This window comes from Nitrobacter sp. NHB1 (assembly GCF_036964665.1).
Lineage (GTDB): Bacteria > Pseudomonadota > Alphaproteobacteria > Rhizobiales > Xanthobacteraceae > Nitrobacter.
The window spans coordinates 500,790-518,395 of record NZ_JBAMDA010000001.1 but is presented as its reverse complement, the minus strand read 5'-3'; the positions used below and the strand labels follow the sequence as shown (position 1 = coordinate 518,395).

The following is a 17,606-nucleotide window of genomic DNA, read 5'->3' as shown; positions in this document are numbered from 1 at the left end:
TAAGGAAGGGTTAACGCGGCACGCGGCCGCGACCTTTCGCGGCGTGTGCGGTGCAGCCCGACCTGCCCCATGAAAACTCCACAATGCGTGGCATAGTCGCGCCTGATTCGTCCTCGGAAAAGCCCCACCCTGCCGCATGACCCTGCTGTCGTCCGTCCCGCGCCGATCGCGCGGATCAGTTAAACCGCAGCGCGGTCATCTCGCTCCGCTTCTCGCAGCCGTCCTGATCGCGGCGCCTGCGGTAACGGCAGTCGCCTGGCTGTTGTGGCCGACCTGGACGTCCAAGGCGTTTGACAACAATGAGCGGCTGCCGGTCAGTATCGGCGAGACGTTGTTCAACGTGCCGCAGCACGCCTTCCGCCGAAAAGTTCAAAAACATTCGGGACCGCAGGAACGCGTCGATCTGAATTTCGCCTATCCCTCGCTGGCGGCGCCGGACGCGCCAAGGCATGTCACCGCCGAGACGATCGAAGATACGCCGCAGCCGATCGACCGCATCTTCCTGTCGATCGCCGCGCATCACGATTCGCTGGCGCCGGACATCCTCGTCCGCACCATCTATCCGCGCTATCTCGACGCGACCCGGACGCAACCTCGGGAGGGGCTGTCGATGCGCGCGTTCCGCGACGGCACGCCGTATGCGGGCGAAGATTTGTTCTCTGCCGAGGCGCCGGCACTGGTGACGCGATGCACCCGCGATGCGGCGACGCCGGGCATGTGCCTGAGCGAACGCCGCATCGGCGGCGCTGACCTGACGTTCCGCTTTCCGCGGCAATGGCTGACAGAGTGGCGCGACGTGGCCGGTGCGATGGAGCGGCTGGTGCAGCAATTGCACGAACCGCAAAGCTAGCGCGGTGATTAGCCGACGTCAGCCAGATCCTCCTCGAGGATCGCCATCTGGAACTGGAACGAGCGGTCGTCGTCCTCGTCATCGACGAACAGCACGCCAATGAACTCCTCGCCGATATACACCTCGGCCGAGTCATCCTTCTTCGGCCGCGGCACCACGCGAATCCTGGGATTGCCGAACACGCGCTTGAGATAAGCGTCGAGCTTTCTGACTTCCTGAACGTCCACGGCGGTCTCCGCTATGATCTGGGGCTCGCAGGGTTCTAGAGCGAGACGGCTTGCGCCGCTACCGGTTTATTCGAACCTCAAATATCCAAAAAGAATTTTTCGCCGGTCTTTTAAAGTCCCATCGCATTCAGCATCTGGTTCATCGTGCGCGACGGCTCCGAGCAGCCGGCCGTGCCGACGATCCTGGCCGGAACCCCCGCGACGGTGACATTGTGCGGCACCGCCTTCACGACGACCGATCCGGCGGCGATGCGCGCGCAATGTCCGACCTCGATGTTGCCGAGAATCTTCGCGCCCGCGCCGATCAGCACGCCATGGCGGATCTTCGGATGGCGGTCCTCATTCTCCTTGCCGGTGCCGCCGAGCGTCACGCCATGCAGGATCGACACGTCATCCTCGATGACGGCGGTTTCGCCGACCACGAAGCCGGTGGCATGATCGAGGAAGATGCCACGGCCGATTGTCGCCGCGGGATTGATGTCGGTCTGGAACACCGCCGAGGCGCGGCTCTGCAGGTAGTAGGCGAAATCCTTGCGGCCTTTCCGATGGAGCCAGTGCGCGAGGCGGTGGTTCTGGATGGCATGGAAGCCCTTGAAGTAGAGCAGCGGATCGATGAACCGCGACGTCGCCGGGTCGCGGTCGTACACCGCCACCAGATCGGCGCGGAACGCGTTGCCGATATCGGGATCGTCGCGCAGCGCCTCGTCGAAAGTCTGACGGATCAGGTCGCCCGACAACGCAGAATGGTCGAGCCGCTCGGCGACGCGATGCACCACCGCCGCCTCAAGCCGATCGTGATGCAAGACCGTCGAATAGATAAAGGATGCCAATTCAGGTTCGCGGCGAACGATGTCCTCGGCCTCGCCGCGGATGCGATCCCAGATCGGATCGAGCGCCGCAAGCTTCGAATTCTGCGAATTGACGTGCTGGATCGCCATGGTCGTCTCGCAACCTCAAATTCCGGCGCGCAGCATAGCATGACGCGACGTCGTTGTCCTCGCCGTTCAGCCGATATTCATCCGACATGCTTAGGGTTAACCGACGATCTAAGCAATTGAACGACCGCATAATATCGGGCCGCCGGCGGGCTTCGCTTTACCACGGGGCGGCTCGGAATTCTCACAGTTCAGGCCACCTTCGGGCCAATTTACGTCAAACAAGTTATGCATTTGCGCCGGACACTCAAGATGCGGAATGGTGCGCCGCCCACCGGAGAGAACCCCATTTCTACCCAAGTCCTATACGCGCGCGCCGCCAGAGCGCCCTGGGCCTGGATCGCGGCTATCGTCATTCCCGTTCTTCTGCTCGCCCCCGCGATCTGGAACGGCTATCCGCTGCTGGAATACGATACCGGCGGCTATCTGGCGCGTTGGTACGAGGGCTATCTCGAGCCGAGCCGCTCGACCGTGTACGGCATCTACCTTCATTTGGGGAAGGACTCGTTTTTCTGGCTCAATCTGGCATGTCAGGCTCTGCTGACGCTGTGGATCCTGCATTTGACCCTGCGCGTACTCTCCATGGCGCAGCCATTGCGGCTTCTCGCCATCGCCGTGATCCTGATCCTGACCACGGCGCTACCGTGGCTCGCCAGCATGTTGCTGACCGACATTTTCGCGGGGCTGGCAGTACTCGCGTTATTTATCCTCGTCGTGCACAACGGCAAGCTCTCGACCATCGAGCGGGTCTCGCTGTTTCTGTATACGTCGTTCGCTGCTGCGACCCACACAGCGACGTTCGGTGTGCTGGCGGGCCTGTGTTGCGCTGGATGGGTCGTCAAGCCATGGCTTGGCCGAAGGATTCCGCTCGCCGGCCTGGTTCAGGGCTGCCTGACGCTCGTCGCCGGCGCGGCCATGCTGCTGGCGGCGAATTACGCACTGTCGGGCCGGCTTGCCTGGACGCCGGGCGGTGCCGGCGTGTCGTTCGGGCGCATGATGCAGGACGGCATCGTCGCGCGCTACCTCAACGACCACTGCGACAAGATCAAGTTGAAGCTCTGCCCCTACCGCAACCAACTGCCGGCAACAGCGGACGACTTTCTTTGGGGCAACGACAGCGTGTTCAACAAGCTTGGCCGCTTCGAAGGCATGAACGACGAGATGGAATTCATCGCAACACAAGCACTGGCCGCCTATCCGCTCTGGCAGACCGAAGCGGCGGTCGAAGCAACGGCAGAACAACTCGTGCAAGTCGGCACCGGCGAAGGCACCACCGGCTGGATTCCGCACACCTATGGCATCATCGAGCGCTATCTGCCGGAACAGGTGAAGGCCATGCGCGCCGCGCGTCAGCAGCACTGGAACATCAAGTTCGCGGCGATCAACTGGATTCACGTTCCGGTCGCGCTCACCTCGATGCTGTTGCTCGCCGGCATCGCCCTTGCGGCGCTGTGGCGACGGCGCCTTGACGACGTCGAACTGCTCGCCGCGACAGTCTGCGTCGCACTGCTCGGCAACGCCTTCATCTGTGGCGTGATTTCCGGCCCCCACAACCGCTACGGTGCGCGCATGGTCTGGATCGCAACATTCGTGGTACTGATCGCGGCGGCGCGATACCTCACCAATCGCTTTGGAACGACCTCACGGCCGGCGTGACAGAAATTCCAGCACGCCCTCCTTGTAAACCTTGTCACCCACGGCGCGCATGTGGTCGCGGTTCGGAATGTCCAGCACCTCCGCGCCGGGGATGATGTTCGCAAGCGCCTGCGCCGATCCCGCGATCTCGTCCTTGGTGCCGACCGCTATCAGCGTCGGCACCTTGATGCTGGCGACCTCCGCTTCCGTCATCAGCCGCCGCGATCCGCGCAAACACGCCGCCAGCGCACGACGATCGGAGCGGGTCTGATCGGCGAATGCGCGAAACGTGCGGCCGAACGGATCGGTCACGTCGTCCAGTGACGGCGCTTCCAACGCCCTGGCGACGCTTTCGCCGGGGCCGCCGCCAGCGATCAGGCCGAGACCCAGACCGCCGAAAATCCCGGAGCGCACCCGTTCAGGCCGCGTCTGTGCCAGAATTCCCGTCATCCGTGCGCCGAGCGAATAGCCCATGACGTCGGCCCGCGCGATGGCAAGGTGATCCATCAGCGCGGTAATGTCGCTCGCCATCGTGCCGATGTGATAGTCTTCCGGATCGTAGAGCTTGCTGGAATCGCCGTGGCCGCGATTGTCGAACGCGATCACCCGGAACCCGTTTTTGCGCAATTCCGACACCCAGGTCGGATACACCCAGTTCACGTTCTTGCTCGACGCAAAACCATGCACGAGAATGACGGGGTCGCCCTCGCCCTCGTCGAGGTAGGCAATTTCAACGTCGCCGTAATGAAAGCTCGGCATCAGCAAGTCCGTGAATCGGGATGGCAACGAGATGGTCGGCAAACGACCGGTGAGAAGTTTACGACAGCGCGGCGGACTGTCGCCGCAGCCGCCTGGCTTTTGAACGTTGCAGCCATGACAGTGTCAGGCGCTCGGTCGTGGCCTTGATTGATGACAGGAAACCGAACAGCGCGAACACCGCACTGAGCACCCACATCGCGAGATTGAACGCGCCGGCGGTGAGCAGGAGCGCCCCGCGTCCCAAAATCTTGATGATCGCACGGGTCTGGCCGCCTTTGGCCCCGGCGAGCCGCGCTGCGCGCGCGACATCTTTTGGTCCCTGGGCGATCCGCAGCGTGTCGAGCGCGCCCCGTGTCCCGGTCTTTTCGCCAATGCGGCCGACATCCTTGGCGAGACGCACCAGTCCGCCGGCCTTCTCGGCGCGGATCGCAGCCTTGATCGCGCCGGCGGTCTGACGCGGCCGTGCCAGCGCCGCCGTCGCGACGGCATTTTGCAGTTTTCGCGTGTCGACCATCTCGCGCGCCGAACGGCCCGCCCATTGGCTTAGACCTTCACCGAGCCGCCCAACCTTCCGGGCATCCTTGACCAGCGTGAGGCCAGCGCGGGCAGGAGCCGCCCCGCCGACGGACACAAAGGTGGCCGCCGTCACAACGAGACCCGTTGCGGCAAGCCCCAGCAACAGCCGGTCGGTGTCCTCGCCCATCGCCAGGTGCTTGCCCTCGCGCATGATGTCCCGGACATCGCCGAATACGCACAGATCGCCCGCCACCGTGCCCGACAGGCTCGCGCCGTCATCGGCATTGCCGGTGACCAACCCCGTGAAAAATCTCTTGGCCATGTGTTCGGTAGAATTTTCTTCTCCGACGGCCTCAGTGGCGCGTTGCGACAACTCGCCGGGTATCGGTATTCCCCTCGCTGCCGCGAGATCGACAAAGCTGTTGGCGAGGTCAGGATCTTGCGCCGCAAGCGCGGCCTCGATGTTCTGCTCGACCAGTGCCGGATTCTTCCGAAGTACGGAATCGAGTTGAAGATCGGACAGGCGCGCGGGATCGTCCTGCGCAATCAGCACGGCGCCGGCATCCCTGGCATGCGGCCACAGCAGGGCGAACGCCGTTGCGCATATCGCCGCCCCCGTCGTCGTGCTGCCCATTCGCCATCGCATCGTCGAAATCCCGCCAGACCTGCCTTCGTCGTACGCCTAAAGGTGGTGTGCCGTTATTCAGACACAACTTCCCCGACGAAAGAAGGGCTTCTCCCAGACGACAGAATTATGTCGAATGTGTATGGATAATTGACCCGCAAAATTTTCCAAATCTGTTTCCGGTGATCTAGAAATCGGAAGTGCCGGTCAGTATGGTGCGGCGCGATTGTCGTTGCGTATTCGGCGCGTCATATCCGGCGCTTTAAATGTCGCGCAACGACCCGAGGTGGAAAGCATGTCTGATCACGTCGTCCCCCACTTTCATAACGATGCCGGCGTCGCCGTTATCGAGATCGGCTCGCGGGAATTCATGTGTGTCGGAGCCAATCCGCCATTCGATCACCCGCACGTCTTTCTCGACCTCGGGAATGATAACGAGATCATCTGCCCGTATTGTTCGACGCTGTTCCGCTTCGCAACCGATCTCGACGCCGGACAGGCCCGCCCCCCGGAATGCGTGGTGAGAGACAAGGCGGCCTGATCGGCCTGTGACCCGGTCGCGCACAGTCGTTGTCGCCGGTGCCGGGATCGGAGGTTTGACGGCATCGCTTGCGCTGGCCGCCAAGGGCTTTCGCATCCTCATCATCGAGACAGCCGAGCGCCTCGAAGAGACCGGCGCGGGCCTGCAACTGTCGCCGAACGCAAGTCGCATCCTGATCGACCTCGGCCTGCACGCGCGCCTGTCCGCACGCGCACTCGTGCCGGAGGCCGTCAGTATCATGAGCGCGCGGCACGGCGGCGAGATCTGCCGCCTGCCGCTTGGCGACGCGGCAACGTTGCGCGCAGGCGCGCCTTACTGGGTAATGCATCGCGCCGGCCTGCAGGCGGCGCTGCTGGAACAGGTTCGCGATCATCCCGGCATCGAATTGCGCCTCGGCGCCGCGATCGAAAGCGCGGCGGCGCACGGCAATGGCGTAACTTTGGATGTGCGTCACGGCGTGACAAGCCGGCAGGAGACTGCATGGGTGCTGATCGGCGCCGATGGCGTGTGGTCCGCGCTGCGCAATCAACTCTTTCCGGATGTGAGGCCGCTGTTTTCCGGCCTGACCGCGTGGCGCGGGACCATCGAGGCGGCGCAATTGCCGCACGACATGACCGCGCGCCGCGTGCGGCTCTGGATGGGACCAGACGCGCATCTCGTGGCCTATCCGATGTCGGGCGGAAGGCAGATCAACATCGTCGCTGTGGTGCCGGACACCTGGAATCAGCCCGGCTGGAGCGCCGCCGGCGACGCTGCGGACATCAAGCGCCGGTTCGCACAAGCGCGCTGGTCTGAGCCGGCGCGCATGATGATCGACGCCGTAAACGGCTGGCGCAAGTGGGCGCTGTTTACGATTCCCCCGATGGCCGCGTGGCACCGCGACGCCATGGCTTTGCTCGGCGATGCCGCCCACGCAATGCTGCCGTTTGCCGCGCAGGGAGCGGGCATGGCGATCGAGGATGCTGCGGTCCTGGCGCAGTGTCTCGGCGAAGCCGCGAACGAGAGCACCGATGGCGCTGCCGTTGCGCTTGCGCGCTACACAAGCTTGCGCCGCGCGCGCGTCGCACACGTGCAGGCGCTCGCGCAACGGAACGGGCGGATTTACCATCTCGGAGGAGCCGCCGCTCTGGCGCGCGATCTCGCCATCAGGGCTATGGGACCGCAGCGTATGCTGGCGCGTCAGGACTGGATCTACAATTGGCGGCCCTGAATCAGTCGATCTGGCTCATTTACTTATCCGTCATTGCGGGATCGTCGGAGATCAGTAAACGGCGCTGCCGGAGCGGCGCCTCGGTGGCGGCGCACCGCCCGCGCTGCTCGCCGGGGCTATGATTGCGGCAGGCGCCGCCTCGTGACACTTGTTCCGCTGCCATACCTCCTCGGCGAGCTTTGCCGAAGCGCGAACCGTAATGTAATCGTTGCGATATGCCACTTCGCCGACCACGGAGCCGGCGACGCCGGTATGGGCCTTGTCGATCAGCCTCTGCAATTCGGCGGTGCGCGCCGCCAAAGACTTGCGCTGCGCGTCGAGTTGCGGGCAATCGTAGAGATCGTACTTCGCGGGATCGACGAACGCCCCCGAGACCGGACCGTCACCGAGGTTGGCACAACCGGAAAGACCGCCGGCCGCGACCAGCAACGCGATCGCGGCGGCGGATAGCCACTGACGACGGTCGTTGACGATACGGTCCGACATGGTCCCCTGTTCAGGCCGACTGCATTGAAGCTGCGTAAAGCACCCGATTAAAACTGCGTAAAGCACCGGCTCGTGACCGCATTGAGGCCGCCCGTGCGATCAGGCGGCTTACGCCCACTCTCCCTTGCGAAAGACGGGAACGCGGTTGCCGTCGCTGCCGATGCCATCGATATTGATCTCGCCGGACCCAATCATCCAGTCGATGTGAATGAAGCTCTTGTTGCCGCCCTGCGCCGCGATCTGCTCCGGCGACAGCTTGCCTCCGTCGACAAAGCATTTCGAATAGCACTGGCCGAGCGCGATGTGGCAGGCCGCGTTCTCGTCGAACAGCGTGTTGTAGAACAACAGGCCGCTCTTCGAAATCGGCGAGGAATGCGGCACCAGCGCGACCTCGCCGAGCCGTCGCGCGCCCTCATCCGTATCCAGCACCTTGTTCAGCACGTCGGCGCCGCGCGACGCCTTGGCCTCGACGATGCGACCCTGCTCGAAGCGCACGGCGATGTCGTCGATCAGCGTGCCCTGATACGACAACGGCTTGGTGCTGCGGACGTGGCCTTCGACCCGCAACGCATGCGGCGTCGTGAACACCTCCTCGGTTGGAATGTTCGGATTGCAGACGATGCCGTTTTTCGCCGTGGACGCGCCGCCGACCCATTCATGGCCGTCGGCGAGGCCGACCGTCAGGTCGGTGCCGGGCCCCGAGTAATGCAGGGCATGGAAGCGCTGGCCGTTGAGCCAATTTGTGCGCTGTTGCAAGGCGACGTTGTGCGCGGTCCAGTTCGCGATCGGATCGTCGTTGTCGACGCGCGAGGCTGAAAAAATCGCGTCCGCCAGTTTCGCCACCGCGTCGCTTTCGCTATCGTCGGGAAACATCAGTTGCGCCCAGGCCGTGCCCGGATAAGCGACGATATTCCAATTGACGTCGAAGCCGACGATTTTCTCGAGCGCCGGCTGGTAGGCCATGGAGTTCGCCTTGTTGGCGCGGGCGACTTTCGCAGCATCCTCGCCCGAGAGCAGCATCGGATTGTCGCCGACAACGGCGAGCCGTGCGGTGTTCGCGGTAAACGCTTTCGCCATACCCTCATAGAGCCAGCCTGCGGCACGATCGAAACTCGCGTCCGGCCCGAACCTGTAGCGCGACAGCGTGATGTCTTCATCGGAGAAGAACGGCATCACCAGCCCCGCACCGGCCTTGTAGGCATGTTCGGCGATCCGCCGCACCAGCGGCAGCGCGGCGGCGGGCGCGGTGATCAGGAGGTCCTGCCCCGGCGCAAGTTGCAAGCCCACCTTGACCGCGACTTCGGCGAGACGATCCAGTTTTACCGGATCGATGGGCGTGACAATATTGCGCTGATGCTGGGTCATACGAACTCATCCTGAACATATGGTGCGGGCAGCCGGACTCGAACCGGCACAGCTCTTACGAGCCGAGGGATTTTAAGTCCCTTGCGTCTACCGATTCCGCCATGCCCGCGCGCATTTCTTTTCAAACACTTAGACAGGAAATGCAATGGCAGGCCCCTCGCGTTTTGCAAATTACGTTCATCTCCCGTTCTCCGGAGGAGGCGCGAGCACAGCAACCGGCTGCACCGCGGCGCTGTGAGCACCTCAAAGAAATCCGCAAGCGGATCGATACCGCCTATTGCATTCACCATTGTCGAAGTATTTTCAGGACCTGATTGAGATGATGCAGGAGACGACCCGATGATCCCAAGCGAGGACGTGGCCAACCTGGTGGAGCGGTTGCGGCAAGACGCCGAGATGCTTCGGGAGGGCTACCAGCACAACCTCACTGAACTTTGGCACGGTGTCGTTGTGAAGGATGCCGCGAAGGCTTGCGCGGCGGCCGCCGACCTCATCGAATCGCAGGCCGAGGCGCTGAGAAACGCTGCTGCGGAATGGGATGCGCTGGATCAATCTCACCGGTCGATCGGCGAGCAACTCGGCAGGGAGGGCAGGCGTCGTATTGTGGCCGAAACCAGGTTGAAGGAAGCCGAGAAGGTAATCGAGCTAATCGCTGCGATGCCAAACTCCAACTCCGAGCATGGTGGACTAGTTACGCGCGCCCGCGCGTTTCTCAAGATCTAAAAAGGAGACGTAGGGATGTGCTCTTGCAGAATTTCCGCGGCCGACCGGGTTCGCGGCAAACGGCGGCACGCGGATATCACGCGGCCTTCTTGCGTTGCAGCGCGTCGCGGATCAGCGGCAGGCGGTCGTTGCCGAAATACATATCGGTCTTGTTAAGGAAGATCGTCGGCGACCCGAACGCACCGCGCGCGATCGCCTCATCGGTGTTGGCCTTGAGTTCGTTCTTGATGCCTTCATCGCCGATGCCGGTCAGAAGTTTTTCCGGATCGATCTCGAGCGATTTGCAGATCTCGGCCAGCACCGGCTCGCGCGAGATGTCCTTGTCATCGCGCCAATAGGCCTCAAACACCGACCTGGCGAACGGAACCATCGCATCGTTGCCGAGCCAGAGGCAGCCGCGCATAGCCTTGACGCTGTTCACCGGAAACACCGTCGGCGGCATCTTGATCTCGAGCCCCGCCGCTCGCGCCCAGTCCGCGAGATCTTTCTTCATATAGCGGTCTTTCGCCGCCACGGGTTTTTCCCGCGAAGCATAGACGCTCGGATTGATGGCATTGAATATTCCGCCGACCAGAATCGGCCGCCACGAGATCTGTTCGCCAAATTCTTTCGCCAGCGGCTGGATGTTGTGGAAAGCGAGATAGGTCCAGGGACTGGAGCAGTCGAAGAAGAATTCGATCATAGGCCTGCTTCCTTTGTTTCGTCTGGTCGGCTTGGCCCAGCCATCGGTGTCTTGTCAACTCTCACTCAAGATAAACGGGGATGCCAACAAAGACTCGGTGCCATGACGTCGAACGCTCACATACGCTTGTCCTGCTGCGGCGCCGCACCTGTCGCGCTCCCGTGCAGCACCGTGCGATAGCCGGACTGCAAGGCCCGCACCGTGGACGGCGGTGTGATCAGCCGCACGTCTGCGAGCGGCAAACTCGCTTCACGATAGCCGTCGAACGTCCACCGCAGCGGCCGACCGTCCGCGATCACAAAACTGTCGTCGCCCGCCTGAACCATCGCGCCATCGGGTAATTCGTCGAGCGGCATCGGCAGCGGATGCAGCCGCTTCGCGCGGCCATCCAGCCGTTCTGCATGAAGCACCGCGTCGATCTCGGGCGCGCGCAGGCCGCCGGCGCGATTGCCGCGCTCCCACGCGGCACGAAACGCGTTGGCATCCGCGCGACGGCAATGAAAACACGGGCGATGCCCTGCCGCGAACGCCGTCGCCTCGTCGAGAAAGAACAACTCGGTCCAGCTCCGCGTCGCCATCACATCGCGGCGGCGGCCACGGAATTCGCAAACGCAGACGAGCCAGGCTTTTGTGGTCCAGCGCCGCTTCAGCAGCGTCCGCGTCGCCGGATCGTGAATGATGCCGCGATTGCCGGTGAAGGTGCCGCGCGTCGGCACCGCGACGATGTCGCCTGAAGGCGTGACGCGGTTTTGCAGGGGACGGATGATGATCTGCAATAGCTCAGCCCTTTGCGTGTCGAGGGTCTCGCGCACCTTGCTACCGTCATTCCGGAAGCCGCGAAGCGGCTGTCCGAAATCCATAACCATGGCGGGGAGTATGGATTCCGGGTTCACTCGTTTTACTCGTGCCCCGGAATGACGACCAAGGGTTAGTTCCAAAAATCACGCCGCGCCGTCGCGCAACGGCGGGGCGAAGGCAAGGTCGAGATCCCACGGGAAATAAATCCAGGTGTCCTGCGAGACCTCGGTGATGAACGTATCGACCAGCGGCTTGCCGAGCGGCTTGGCGTAGACAGTGGCGAAATGCGCATCCGGAATCCTGGCGCGCACCACCCGCGCGGTAGCGCCGGTATCGACAAGATCGTCGACGACCAGAAGGCCCTTGCCGGTGCCGCCGCCGAGTTTCGCGGTCGCATCGGAAATGTCCTTAAGCACCTTCAATTCGCTTTTCCGGTTGTGGTCGTAGCTCACGATACATACCGTATCGATGACGCGAACGCCGAGTTCGCGCGCCACGATCGCCGCAGGCACGAGGCCGCCGCGGGTGATCGCGACCACCGCATGGAACGGTCCGGTCTCGTTCAGCCGCCAGGTCAGCGCCCGGCAGTCGCGGTGAAACTGGTCCCAGGACACCGGAAAGGCCTTGGCGGGAGTCGCGTTTGCGGTCACTTGGTTTTTCCCTCGTCACGAGCCACGAGCGCCTCTCTTGCAGCGTATGAGCCCGACAATCCAGTCTCATCGTATCGGCATTCCGGCGCTTGCGCGCGAGTGACGCGCAGCCGGACAAGCGAAGGTCGGTTTACTGCGCCGCCTTGAGCCCCGCCAGCATCGCCCTCACCGCGTCCATCGCCGCCGTCAGCTTGGCCCGATCGCGCGAGCGCACCACAAGGCTTGTATTCGGCTTGCCGGTCTCGTCGAGAAACGGATAGCTGCCGATGGTGGTGTCCGGGTGCGCCTCGGCGATCGCGCGCAGCGGCGTGCCGATGTCACCCTCGCGGCAATCGCCGCGCACCGATTCCGACAGCATCCGCTCGCCCGCTTGCAGCGTCGGCGCGACGATATCCATCATCGCCTGCATGATCGATGGTACTCCCGCCATGACGATGACGTTGCCGATCCTGAAACCGGGCGCCAGAATGGTCGCGCTCTGGATCGGTTCGGCGCCATCCGGGATGCGCGTCATGCGCAACCTTGCCTCGTTCAATTCGCCCGGTTTCTTGTAGCGTTCCTTGAACCGCTCCACCACCTCGGGATGATGATCGATGCCGACGCCAAAGGCTTTTGCGACGCTGTCGGCGGTGATGTCGTCGTGCGTCGGGCCGATGCCGCCGGTGGTGAAGACATAGGTGTACCGGGCGCGAAGCGCGTTCAGCGCCGCGACGATATCGGCTTCATCGTCGGCAACGATGCGAACCTCCTTGAGGTCAATTCCGATATTCGTCAGATAGTCGGCGATGAAGCCGATGTTCTTGTCCTTGGTCCGCCCCGACAGGATTTCGTCGCCGATCACCAGAACGCCCGCGGTGATGATGTCACCCATGACCTCTCCTTGCCGTCAGCAGCGATCATGACATGACGCGCAGCCCCTCCAGCGTCAAGACAGCGAACGTGCGCCTCGGCTGCACGAAAATCCGCGCGTTTTGAGTGATTGGCGCCGCATCTCACCTTGGAAGCTGGCAGTGCCTGGTCACAGCGGCAATGCTCAATGCAGCCGGAACACGCCGTCCACCGCGCGCAGTTCCGCTGGCTTGATCAGCCTCGAATGCGCGACCGTCACCGAGACCAGCGGTCCGTCGAGTTGCTTCTCCCAAAAGGCGAGGAAGTCGCACAGCGCCGGGAATTTCGGAAACATGTCGTAGTTTTGCCAGACGTAGCTTTGGAGCAGCCACCGCCGATCCGGACGGCGATACAGAATTTCCGCCGTCGTCAGGCCGTAGCCCAGCACCTGCTTGCGAAAGTCGTCCGAAACACCACCGGACTGCACGTCATGCTCCGAGACCATGTCAAACCTCCTTGAGAGAGGCAGCGCTATCGGCAAAAGGTGGCGACCGGTTTTTGCGTAACGCTCCAATCCCTCGACGAACCCGCGTTCGGGACCAGCGCCCTGACGGCCGCCATCCCACAACGGGTCATGAAGAAAATGTGACACGCAGCACGCCGATCACAAGCCTAAAGTTCGATAAAATGCTGATAAATTCAACACTGGCAGCGACTTACCGCGTCTGCTAACAGTATGGCGCGCCAGACGTTGAGATTGACGAAACCAGTTCTGGCAGTCGTCATTCTTCTGGCTTCTGGCAGTCGTCATTCTAGAGTGCTTAAAAAATCCGCTTCAGACCCTTGCCCCCCTTCCAGCGGCGGCTTATGTCCTGAGCGGTCGCCTTGGCACTCATCGGCCGCGACTGCCAAAATTCATAAATATCGTCTATCTTCAGAAACTTAGGAGGACTGCATGAAATTCCGTCCGCTTCACGACCGCGTCGTGGTCAAGCGCATCGACGCAGAAGAGAAGACCGCTGGCGGCATCATCATTCCCGACACCGTCAAGGAAAAGCCCTCGCAAGGCGAGGTCGTCGCCATCGGCCCCGGCGGCCGTGACGAAGCCGGCAAGCTGATCCCGATCGATCTCAAGGTCGGCGACAAGGTGCTGTTCGGCAAGTGGTCGGGCACCGAGGTCAAGATCGATGGCCAGGATCTCCTCATCATGAAGGAGTCCGACATCATGGGCGTTCTCACCGACGCCGCTCCCGCCAAGAAGAAGGCCGCGTAATCAGCGATGAAGCCGTCATCATCGGGACCGCAGACAAGTTTACGCAGTCTACGCCTGCTACGCCCGGTGATCCACGTCTTCTTTCCCATCCATGCAGACAGACGTGGATGGCCGGGACGAGCCCGGCCATGACGTCGCAATCAAATCTGAGGAACAACCCAACATGTCAGCCAAAGATGTCAAATTCGGCGTCGAAGCCCGCGACAGGATGCTGCGCGGCGTGGATATCCTCGCCAACGCCGTGAAGGTCACGCTCGGTCCGAAGGGCCGCAATGTCGTGCTCGAAAAGTCGTTCGGCGCACCCCGCATCACTAAGGACGGCGTCACCGTCGCCAAGGAGATCGAACTCGAGGACAAGTTCGAGAACATGGGCGCGCAGATGGTGCGCGAAGTCGCCTCCAAGTCCGCGGATGCCGCCGGCGACGGCACCACAACCGCAACGGTCCTCGCCGCTGCGATCGTGAGGGAAGGCGCCAAGTCGGTCGCCGCCGGCATGAACCCGATGGACCTCAAGCGCGGCATCGACCTGGCTGTCGAAGCCGTGGTCGCCGACCTCGTCCGGAACTCCAAGAAGGTCACCTCGAACGAGGAAATCGCCCAGGTCGGCACAATCTCGGCCAATGGCGATTCCGAAATCGGCAAGTTCCTCGCCAACGCCATGAAGAGGGTCGGCAACGAGGGCGTCATCACGGTTGAAGAAGCCAAGTCGCTCGAAACCGAACTCGACGTCGTCGAGGGCATGCAGTTCGACCGCGGCTATATCTCGCCCTACTTCGTCACCAACGCCGACAAGATGCGCGTCGAGATGGACGACGCCTACATCCTGATCAACGAGAAGAAGCTCTCCTCGCTGAACGAGTTGCTGCCGCTGCTCGAGGCCGTGGTGCAGACCGGAAAGCCGCTGGTGATCGTCGCCGAAGACGTCGAAGGCGAAGCGCTCGCCACTCTCGTCGTCAACCGCCTGCGTGGTGGCCTGAAAGTGGCCGCAGTGAAGGCGCCGGGCTTCGGTGATCGCCGCAAGGCCATGCTGCAAGACATCGCCGTGCTGACCGGCGGTCAGGCGATCAGCGAAGACCTCGGCATCAAGCTCGAGAACGTCACCCTCGCCATGCTCGGCAAGGCCAAGAAGGTGATGATCGACAAGGAGAACACCACCATCGTCAACGGCGCCGGCAAGAAGGCCGACATCGAGGCGCGCGTGAATCAGATCAAGGCGCAGATCGAGGAGACCACCTCGGACTACGACCGTGAGAAACTTCAGGAGCGTCTGGCCAAGCTCGCAGGCGGCGTCGCGGTGATCCGCGTCGGCGGCGCGACCGAGGTCGAGGTCAAGGAGCGCAAGGATCGCGTTGATGACGCGATGCACGCGACCCGCGCCGCGGTCGAGGAAGGCATCGTGCCGGGCGGCGGCGTCGCCCTGCTCCGCGCCTCCGAGCAACTCAAGCGCATCAAGACCGCGAACGACGACCAGAAGACCGGCGTCGAGATCGTGCGCAAGGCGCTGTCCGCGCCGGCCCGCCAGATCGCGATCAATGCAGGCGAAGACGGCAGCGTCATTGTCGGCAAGATCCTCGAGAAGGAGCAGTATTCGTACGGCTTCGACTCGCAGACCGGCGAATACGGCAACCTGATCTCGAAGGGCATTATCGACCCGACCAAGGTCGTGCGTGCGGCGATCCAGAACGCGGCCTCGGTCGCGGCGCTGCTGATCACCACCGAGGCGATGGTCGCCGAGCTGCCTAAGAAGGGCGGCGCTGCTCCGGCGATGCCAGGCGGCGGCATGGGCGGCATGGATTTCTAATCCAAGCTTCCTTCGCAGTTACGAAATGCAAAACCCCGGCAGCGATGCTGGGGTTTTTGTTTGGAGACAAACGCTACATGAACTGGAAATCGCATTCTGCGTGAGGGCTTCGCCTTCGGTGGACAACGAAGGCAATGCGCAAACCTCGGGCCCATTTGCTTCGCGAGATTGCGGACGCGTGTTTTCGTTGGCACGAATGGCACGGGGCGCGCCGCGAGAACGCTGGGGTGTGTTCAAATTTTTCGAGCTGTTTGAATCGGTAAATCATGACTATGCGCAGAACGTCGAAGCACTTTCTCCCGTCATGCGCGGCCTTGATCCGCGCATCCATCAATCGCCTGGCTCAAACGTGAGCGGGCTGATTGGCGAAAAAACGCCGCGCTAAATAAACGCAGTCGTCCTCTACAAATGGCGATAAAGCCTGCCGATACAAGGCCTTCGCCGCACGATGACGTGGCTCGCGTTGCCTTCGGCTGAAAAGTTATCGTTAGCGAGCCGGGCCGAAAGAGCGCATGATCGGACGTGTTCAACGACGTACCGGCGCTTTTCGAACGCGGCCGAGGCGATCCATTTTGCCATGGAAAGCCTGACGTCAGAGTTGCTTCAGAATGCGCTGCCCGAGGTCGGCGAGGAGCGGTTCACCGTGGACCAGATTCGCAGCCTCTATGACGACATCGCATTTCCGCTGCGGCGAAACGGGCGAGACGGATCATGACGACGCGAACGCGGCGGGAAACAGTTTACTTCAAACATCCCTTCAACATGAAGGGCGTCGGTCGCCTGCTGCCCGCCGGTCCTTACGAGATCGTCACCGACGACGAGATGATCGAGGGGTTGTCGTTTCCCTGCTTTCGCCGTGTCGCCACCATGATCATGGTGCCGGGCGCAGCCTCGCATACAGCGACGATGGAAATGGTGACCATCAGTTCGGTCGATCTGTCGGACGCGCAGCGCAACGACGCGAGTGCATCACATGAGTGATACTCCTGTCGATCTCGACAAACATCGCGGCATGGCTGCGCAAAAAGCCACCGATATCCGCCGCGTGCTGGCCGAGGTCGAGACCCATGCGAAGGTTCTTCGCGAACAGCAGGGCATCCTCGAAATTGAGTTGCTGGCGGTTCCGGCCGCCTCGTGGCACGAGGCGGCGGCGAAGGCCCGCTACGTGCTAAACCTGTATGCCGCGAGCCTCGCCGACACCGATGCCCATCATCGCGACCTCGTCGCGGCCGTGATCGCGGATTTTGCCAGGCTCTCCGGTGAAGGCTGAGAGCGAATAGGTTCGCCTGGGTCGAACGCGGACTGCTCCGCAGCGGTCGATGAACGTGAAATCGGGCGCCGGATATCTGGTGCGCTCGCTACAGAGAAGGAAACAATGTCATGACGCTGACACGCGGAGCCTTTCGCGGCTTCGAATTCGACCGCATGGTCGTGCTGTTCTCGATGATGAACGACAAGGTGGAAATCCCCTGCGCCATCAGCACCGACGCGCTGGACAGCCTGGGAAAATCCGGGCGCATCGCGCCTGCCCAGCGCGCGGCGCAGTTCGAGCGATTACGCGACCGGATCGAGGATTGCGCGATCCGCAAGTTCCAGAACTCGGAATTCGAGGGCAAGCCGCCCGGTCTCATCCTGCGCAGCACCGACTTTCGCTGAAGCGGTAGCCGAACGGCACACCATGTCGTGTGACGTCCTGAACGGA

23 protein-coding genes and 1 tRNA gene are annotated in these 17,606 nt (G+C 62.5%); 12 read left to right on the top strand and 12 right to left on the bottom strand.

What is annotated here, in order from left to right; genetic code table 11:
• Positions 1-136 precede the first annotated feature (136 nt).
• A complete protein-coding gene (locus V4R08_RS02475) occupies positions 137-850 on the top strand; it encodes a hypothetical protein (RefSeq protein WP_335577887.1) in 714 nt (237 codons plus the stop codon).
• An 8-nt stretch (positions 851-858) separates the two neighbouring features.
• Here V4R08_RS02475 and V4R08_RS02470 read toward each other — a convergent pair whose 3' ends face one another.
• Entirely contained in the window at positions 859-1,077 is a 219-nt protein-coding gene (locus tag V4R08_RS02470) for a DUF3126 family protein (RefSeq protein WP_011511027.1), read from the bottom strand.
• A 110-nt stretch (positions 1,078-1,187) separates the two neighbouring features.
• Positions 1,188-2,015: a serine O-acetyltransferase gene (cysE, locus tag V4R08_RS02465; protein ID WP_335577886.1), complete on the bottom strand. Its 828-nt coding sequence runs from the start codon at positions 2,013-2,015 to the stop codon at positions 1,188-1,190.
• A 249-nt stretch (positions 2,016-2,264) separates the two neighbouring features.
• Here cysE and V4R08_RS02460 point away from each other — a divergent pair, with 249 nt between their 5' ends.
• Positions 2,265-3,668 carry a hypothetical protein gene (locus V4R08_RS02460; protein WP_335577885.1) on the top strand — a complete coding sequence of 468 codons (1,404 nt, stop codon included), beginning with the start codon at positions 2,265-2,267 and terminating at the stop codon, positions 3,666-3,668.
• On the opposite strand, the gene V4R08_RS02455 is transcribed toward V4R08_RS02460, so the two are convergent.
• Both V4R08_RS02455 and V4R08_RS02450 read right to left on the bottom strand, forming a co-directional pair.
• Positions 3,654-4,406, bottom strand: a complete 753-nt coding sequence (locus V4R08_RS02455) for an alpha/beta fold hydrolase (RefSeq protein WP_335577884.1) — start codon at positions 4,404-4,406, stop codon at positions 3,654-3,656. The genes V4R08_RS02460 and V4R08_RS02455 overlap by 15 nt on opposite strands.
• 58 nt (positions 4,407-4,464) lie before the next feature.
• Positions 4,465-5,568, bottom strand: a complete 1,104-nt coding sequence (locus V4R08_RS02450; RefSeq protein WP_335577883.1) for a hypothetical protein — start codon at positions 5,566-5,568, stop codon at positions 4,465-4,467.
• Between the two features lie 274 nt (positions 5,569-5,842).
• On the opposite strand from V4R08_RS02450, the gene V4R08_RS02445 reads away from it, so the two are divergent.
• Complete coding sequence (locus tag V4R08_RS02445) at positions 5,843-6,088, top strand: zinc-finger domain-containing protein (protein ID WP_335577882.1); 246 nt, start codon at positions 5,843-5,845, stop codon at positions 6,086-6,088.
• Between the two features lie 7 nt (positions 6,089-6,095).
• Positions 6,096-7,298 carry an FAD-dependent monooxygenase gene (locus V4R08_RS02440; protein WP_335577881.1) on the top strand — a complete coding sequence of 401 codons (1,203 nt, stop codon included), beginning with the start codon at positions 6,096-6,098 and terminating at the stop codon, positions 7,296-7,298.
• 51 nt (positions 7,299-7,349) lie between these two features.
• Here the strand turns inward: V4R08_RS02440 and V4R08_RS02435 are convergent, their stop codons facing one another.
• The 3 genes from V4R08_RS02435 to V4R08_RS02425 form a co-directional block, all read right to left on the bottom strand.
• The gene (locus tag V4R08_RS02435; RefSeq protein ID WP_335577880.1) at positions 7,350-7,784 is read right to left on the bottom strand and encodes a twin-arginine translocation pathway signal; all 435 of its coding nucleotides are present in this window, start codon (positions 7,782-7,784) and stop codon (positions 7,350-7,352) included.
• Between the two features lie 108 nt (positions 7,785-7,892).
• On the bottom strand, positions 7,893-9,149 hold the full coding sequence (locus V4R08_RS02430) for an aminopeptidase (RefSeq protein ID WP_335577879.1): 1,257 nt from the start codon (positions 9,147-9,149) through the stop codon (positions 7,893-7,895).
• Positions 9,150-9,169: 20 nt separating this feature from the next.
• Positions 9,170-9,258: transfer RNA gene (locus V4R08_RS02425), tRNA-Leu, on the bottom strand.
• Positions 9,259-9,488: 230 nt separating this feature from the next.
• Between V4R08_RS02425 and V4R08_RS02420 the strand changes: the two genes are divergently transcribed.
• The gene (locus V4R08_RS02420) at positions 9,489-9,872 is read left to right on the top strand and encodes a hypothetical protein (RefSeq protein ID WP_335577878.1); all 384 of its coding nucleotides are present in this window, start codon (positions 9,489-9,491) and stop codon (positions 9,870-9,872) included.
• Positions 9,873-9,948: 76 nt separating this feature from the next.
• Here V4R08_RS02420 and V4R08_RS02415 read toward each other — a convergent pair whose 3' ends face one another.
• The 5 genes from V4R08_RS02415 to V4R08_RS02395 form a co-directional block, all read right to left on the bottom strand.
• Entirely contained in the window at positions 9,949-10,554 is a 606-nt protein-coding gene (locus V4R08_RS02415) for a 2-hydroxychromene-2-carboxylate isomerase (RefSeq protein WP_335577877.1), read from the bottom strand.
• A gap of 116 nt (positions 10,555-10,670) precedes the next feature.
• Positions 10,671-11,447: a hypothetical protein gene (locus tag V4R08_RS02410; RefSeq protein WP_335577876.1), complete on the bottom strand. Its 777-nt coding sequence runs from the start codon at positions 11,445-11,447 to the stop codon at positions 10,671-10,673.
• A 48-nt stretch (positions 11,448-11,495) separates the two neighbouring features.
• Positions 11,496-12,002 (bottom strand): xanthine phosphoribosyltransferase, encoded by a 507-nt coding sequence (gpt, locus tag V4R08_RS02405; protein WP_335577875.1) that lies wholly within the window; start codon positions 12,000-12,002, stop codon positions 11,496-11,498.
• Positions 12,003-12,132: 130 nt separating this feature from the next.
• Positions 12,133-12,873 (bottom strand): competence/damage-inducible protein A, encoded by a 741-nt coding sequence (locus V4R08_RS02400; RefSeq protein WP_335577874.1) that lies wholly within the window; start codon positions 12,871-12,873, stop codon positions 12,133-12,135.
• Positions 12,874-13,035: 162 nt separating this feature from the next.
• Positions 13,036-13,335, bottom strand: coding sequence for an usg protein (locus tag V4R08_RS02395; protein ID WP_335577873.1), 300 nt, complete (start codon positions 13,333-13,335; stop codon positions 13,036-13,038).
• A 450-nt stretch (positions 13,336-13,785) separates the two neighbouring features.
• On the opposite strand from V4R08_RS02395, the gene V4R08_RS02390 reads away from it, so the two are divergent.
• The 7 genes from V4R08_RS02390 (at position 13,786) to V4R08_RS02360 (ending at position 17,560) form a co-directional block, all read left to right on the top strand.
• Entirely contained in the window at positions 13,786-14,103 is a 318-nt protein-coding gene (locus tag V4R08_RS02390) for a co-chaperone GroES (RefSeq protein ID WP_335577872.1), read from the top strand.
• Between the two features lie 163 nt (positions 14,104-14,266).
• Positions 14,267-15,904 carry a chaperonin GroEL gene (groL, locus tag V4R08_RS02385; RefSeq protein ID WP_335577871.1) on the top strand — a complete coding sequence of 546 codons (1,638 nt, stop codon included), beginning with the start codon at positions 14,267-14,269 and terminating at the stop codon, positions 15,902-15,904.
• Positions 15,905-15,929: 25 nt separating this feature from the next.
• Positions 15,930-16,289: a hypothetical protein gene (locus V4R08_RS02380; protein ID WP_335577870.1), complete on the top strand. Its 360-nt coding sequence runs from the start codon at positions 15,930-15,932 to the stop codon at positions 16,287-16,289.
• Positions 16,290-16,481: 192 nt separating this feature from the next.
• Positions 16,482-16,619: a hypothetical protein gene (locus V4R08_RS02375; RefSeq protein ID WP_335577869.1), complete on the top strand. Its 138-nt coding sequence runs from the start codon at positions 16,482-16,484 to the stop codon at positions 16,617-16,619.
• Positions 16,616-16,885: a hypothetical protein gene (locus V4R08_RS02370; protein ID WP_335577868.1), complete on the top strand. Its 270-nt coding sequence runs from the start codon at positions 16,616-16,618 to the stop codon at positions 16,883-16,885. The genes V4R08_RS02375 and V4R08_RS02370 overlap by 4 nt, the downstream gene beginning before the upstream one ends.
• Entirely contained in the window at positions 16,878-17,174 is a 297-nt protein-coding gene (locus V4R08_RS02365; RefSeq protein ID WP_335577867.1) for a hypothetical protein, read from the top strand. Before V4R08_RS02370 ends, V4R08_RS02365 begins: the two co-directional genes overlap by 8 nt.
• A 110-nt stretch (positions 17,175-17,284) precedes the next feature.
• The gene (locus V4R08_RS02360; RefSeq protein WP_335577866.1) at positions 17,285-17,560 is read left to right on the top strand and encodes a DUF1488 family protein; all 276 of its coding nucleotides are present in this window, start codon (positions 17,285-17,287) and stop codon (positions 17,558-17,560) included.
• The last annotated feature ends 46 nt before the right edge of the window (positions 17,561-17,606 follow it).

Excerpts from the sequence above, each read along its gene's own strand:
- V4R08_RS02455 (WP_335577884.1), bottom strand. The coding sequence starts at position 4,406 with ATGCCGAGCTTTCATTACGGCGACGTTGAAATTGCCTACCTCGACGAG.
- V4R08_RS02435 (WP_335577880.1), bottom strand. The coding sequence starts at position 7,784 with ATGTCGGACCGTATCGTCAACGACCGTCGTCAGTGGCTATCCGCCGCC.
- V4R08_RS02420 (WP_335577878.1), top strand. The coding sequence starts at position 9,489 with ATGATCCCAAGCGAGGACGTGGCCAACCTGGTGGAGCGGTTGCGGCAA.
- groL (WP_335577871.1), top strand. The coding sequence starts at position 14,267 with ATGTCAGCCAAAGATGTCAAATTCGGCGTCGAAGCCCGCGACAGGATG.
- cysE (WP_335577886.1), bottom strand. The coding sequence starts at position 2,015 with ATGGCGATCCAGCACGTCAATTCGCAGAATTCGAAGCTTGCGGCGCTC.
- V4R08_RS02390 (WP_335577872.1), top strand. The coding sequence starts at position 13,786 with ATGAAATTCCGTCCGCTTCACGACCGCGTCGTGGTCAAGCGCATCGAC.
- V4R08_RS02395 (WP_335577873.1), bottom strand. The coding sequence starts at position 13,335 with ATGGTCTCGGAGCATGACGTGCAGTCCGGTGGTGTTTCGGACGACTTT.
- V4R08_RS02370 (WP_335577868.1), top strand. The coding sequence starts at position 16,616 with ATGACGACGCGAACGCGGCGGGAAACAGTTTACTTCAAACATCCCTTC.
- V4R08_RS02445 (WP_335577882.1), top strand. The coding sequence starts at position 5,843 with ATGTCTGATCACGTCGTCCCCCACTTTCATAACGATGCCGGCGTCGCC.
- V4R08_RS02415 (WP_335577877.1), bottom strand. The coding sequence starts at position 10,554 with ATGATCGAATTCTTCTTCGACTGCTCCAGTCCCTGGACCTATCTCGCT.
- V4R08_RS02375 (WP_335577869.1), top strand. The coding sequence starts at position 16,482 with ATGGAAAGCCTGACGTCAGAGTTGCTTCAGAATGCGCTGCCCGAGGTC.
- V4R08_RS02430 (WP_335577879.1), bottom strand. The coding sequence starts at position 9,149 with ATGACCCAGCATCAGCGCAATATTGTCACGCCCATCGATCCGGTAAAA.
- V4R08_RS02450 (WP_335577883.1), bottom strand. The coding sequence starts at position 5,568 with ATGCGATGGCGAATGGGCAGCACGACGACGGGGGCGGCGATATGCGCA.
- V4R08_RS02365 (WP_335577867.1), top strand. The coding sequence starts at position 16,878 with ATGAGTGATACTCCTGTCGATCTCGACAAACATCGCGGCATGGCTGCG.
- V4R08_RS02360 (WP_335577866.1), top strand. The coding sequence starts at position 17,285 with ATGACGCTGACACGCGGAGCCTTTCGCGGCTTCGAATTCGACCGCATG.
- V4R08_RS02460 (WP_335577885.1), top strand. The coding sequence starts at position 2,265 with ATGCGGAATGGTGCGCCGCCCACCGGAGAGAACCCCATTTCTACCCAA.
- V4R08_RS02400 (WP_335577874.1), bottom strand. The coding sequence starts at position 12,873 with ATGGGTGACATCATCACCGCGGGCGTTCTGGTGATCGGCGACGAAATC.
- V4R08_RS02380 (WP_335577870.1), top strand. The coding sequence starts at position 15,930 with ATGCAAAACCCCGGCAGCGATGCTGGGGTTTTTGTTTGGAGACAAACG.
- V4R08_RS02475 (WP_335577887.1), top strand. The coding sequence starts at position 137 with ATGACCCTGCTGTCGTCCGTCCCGCGCCGATCGCGCGGATCAGTTAAA.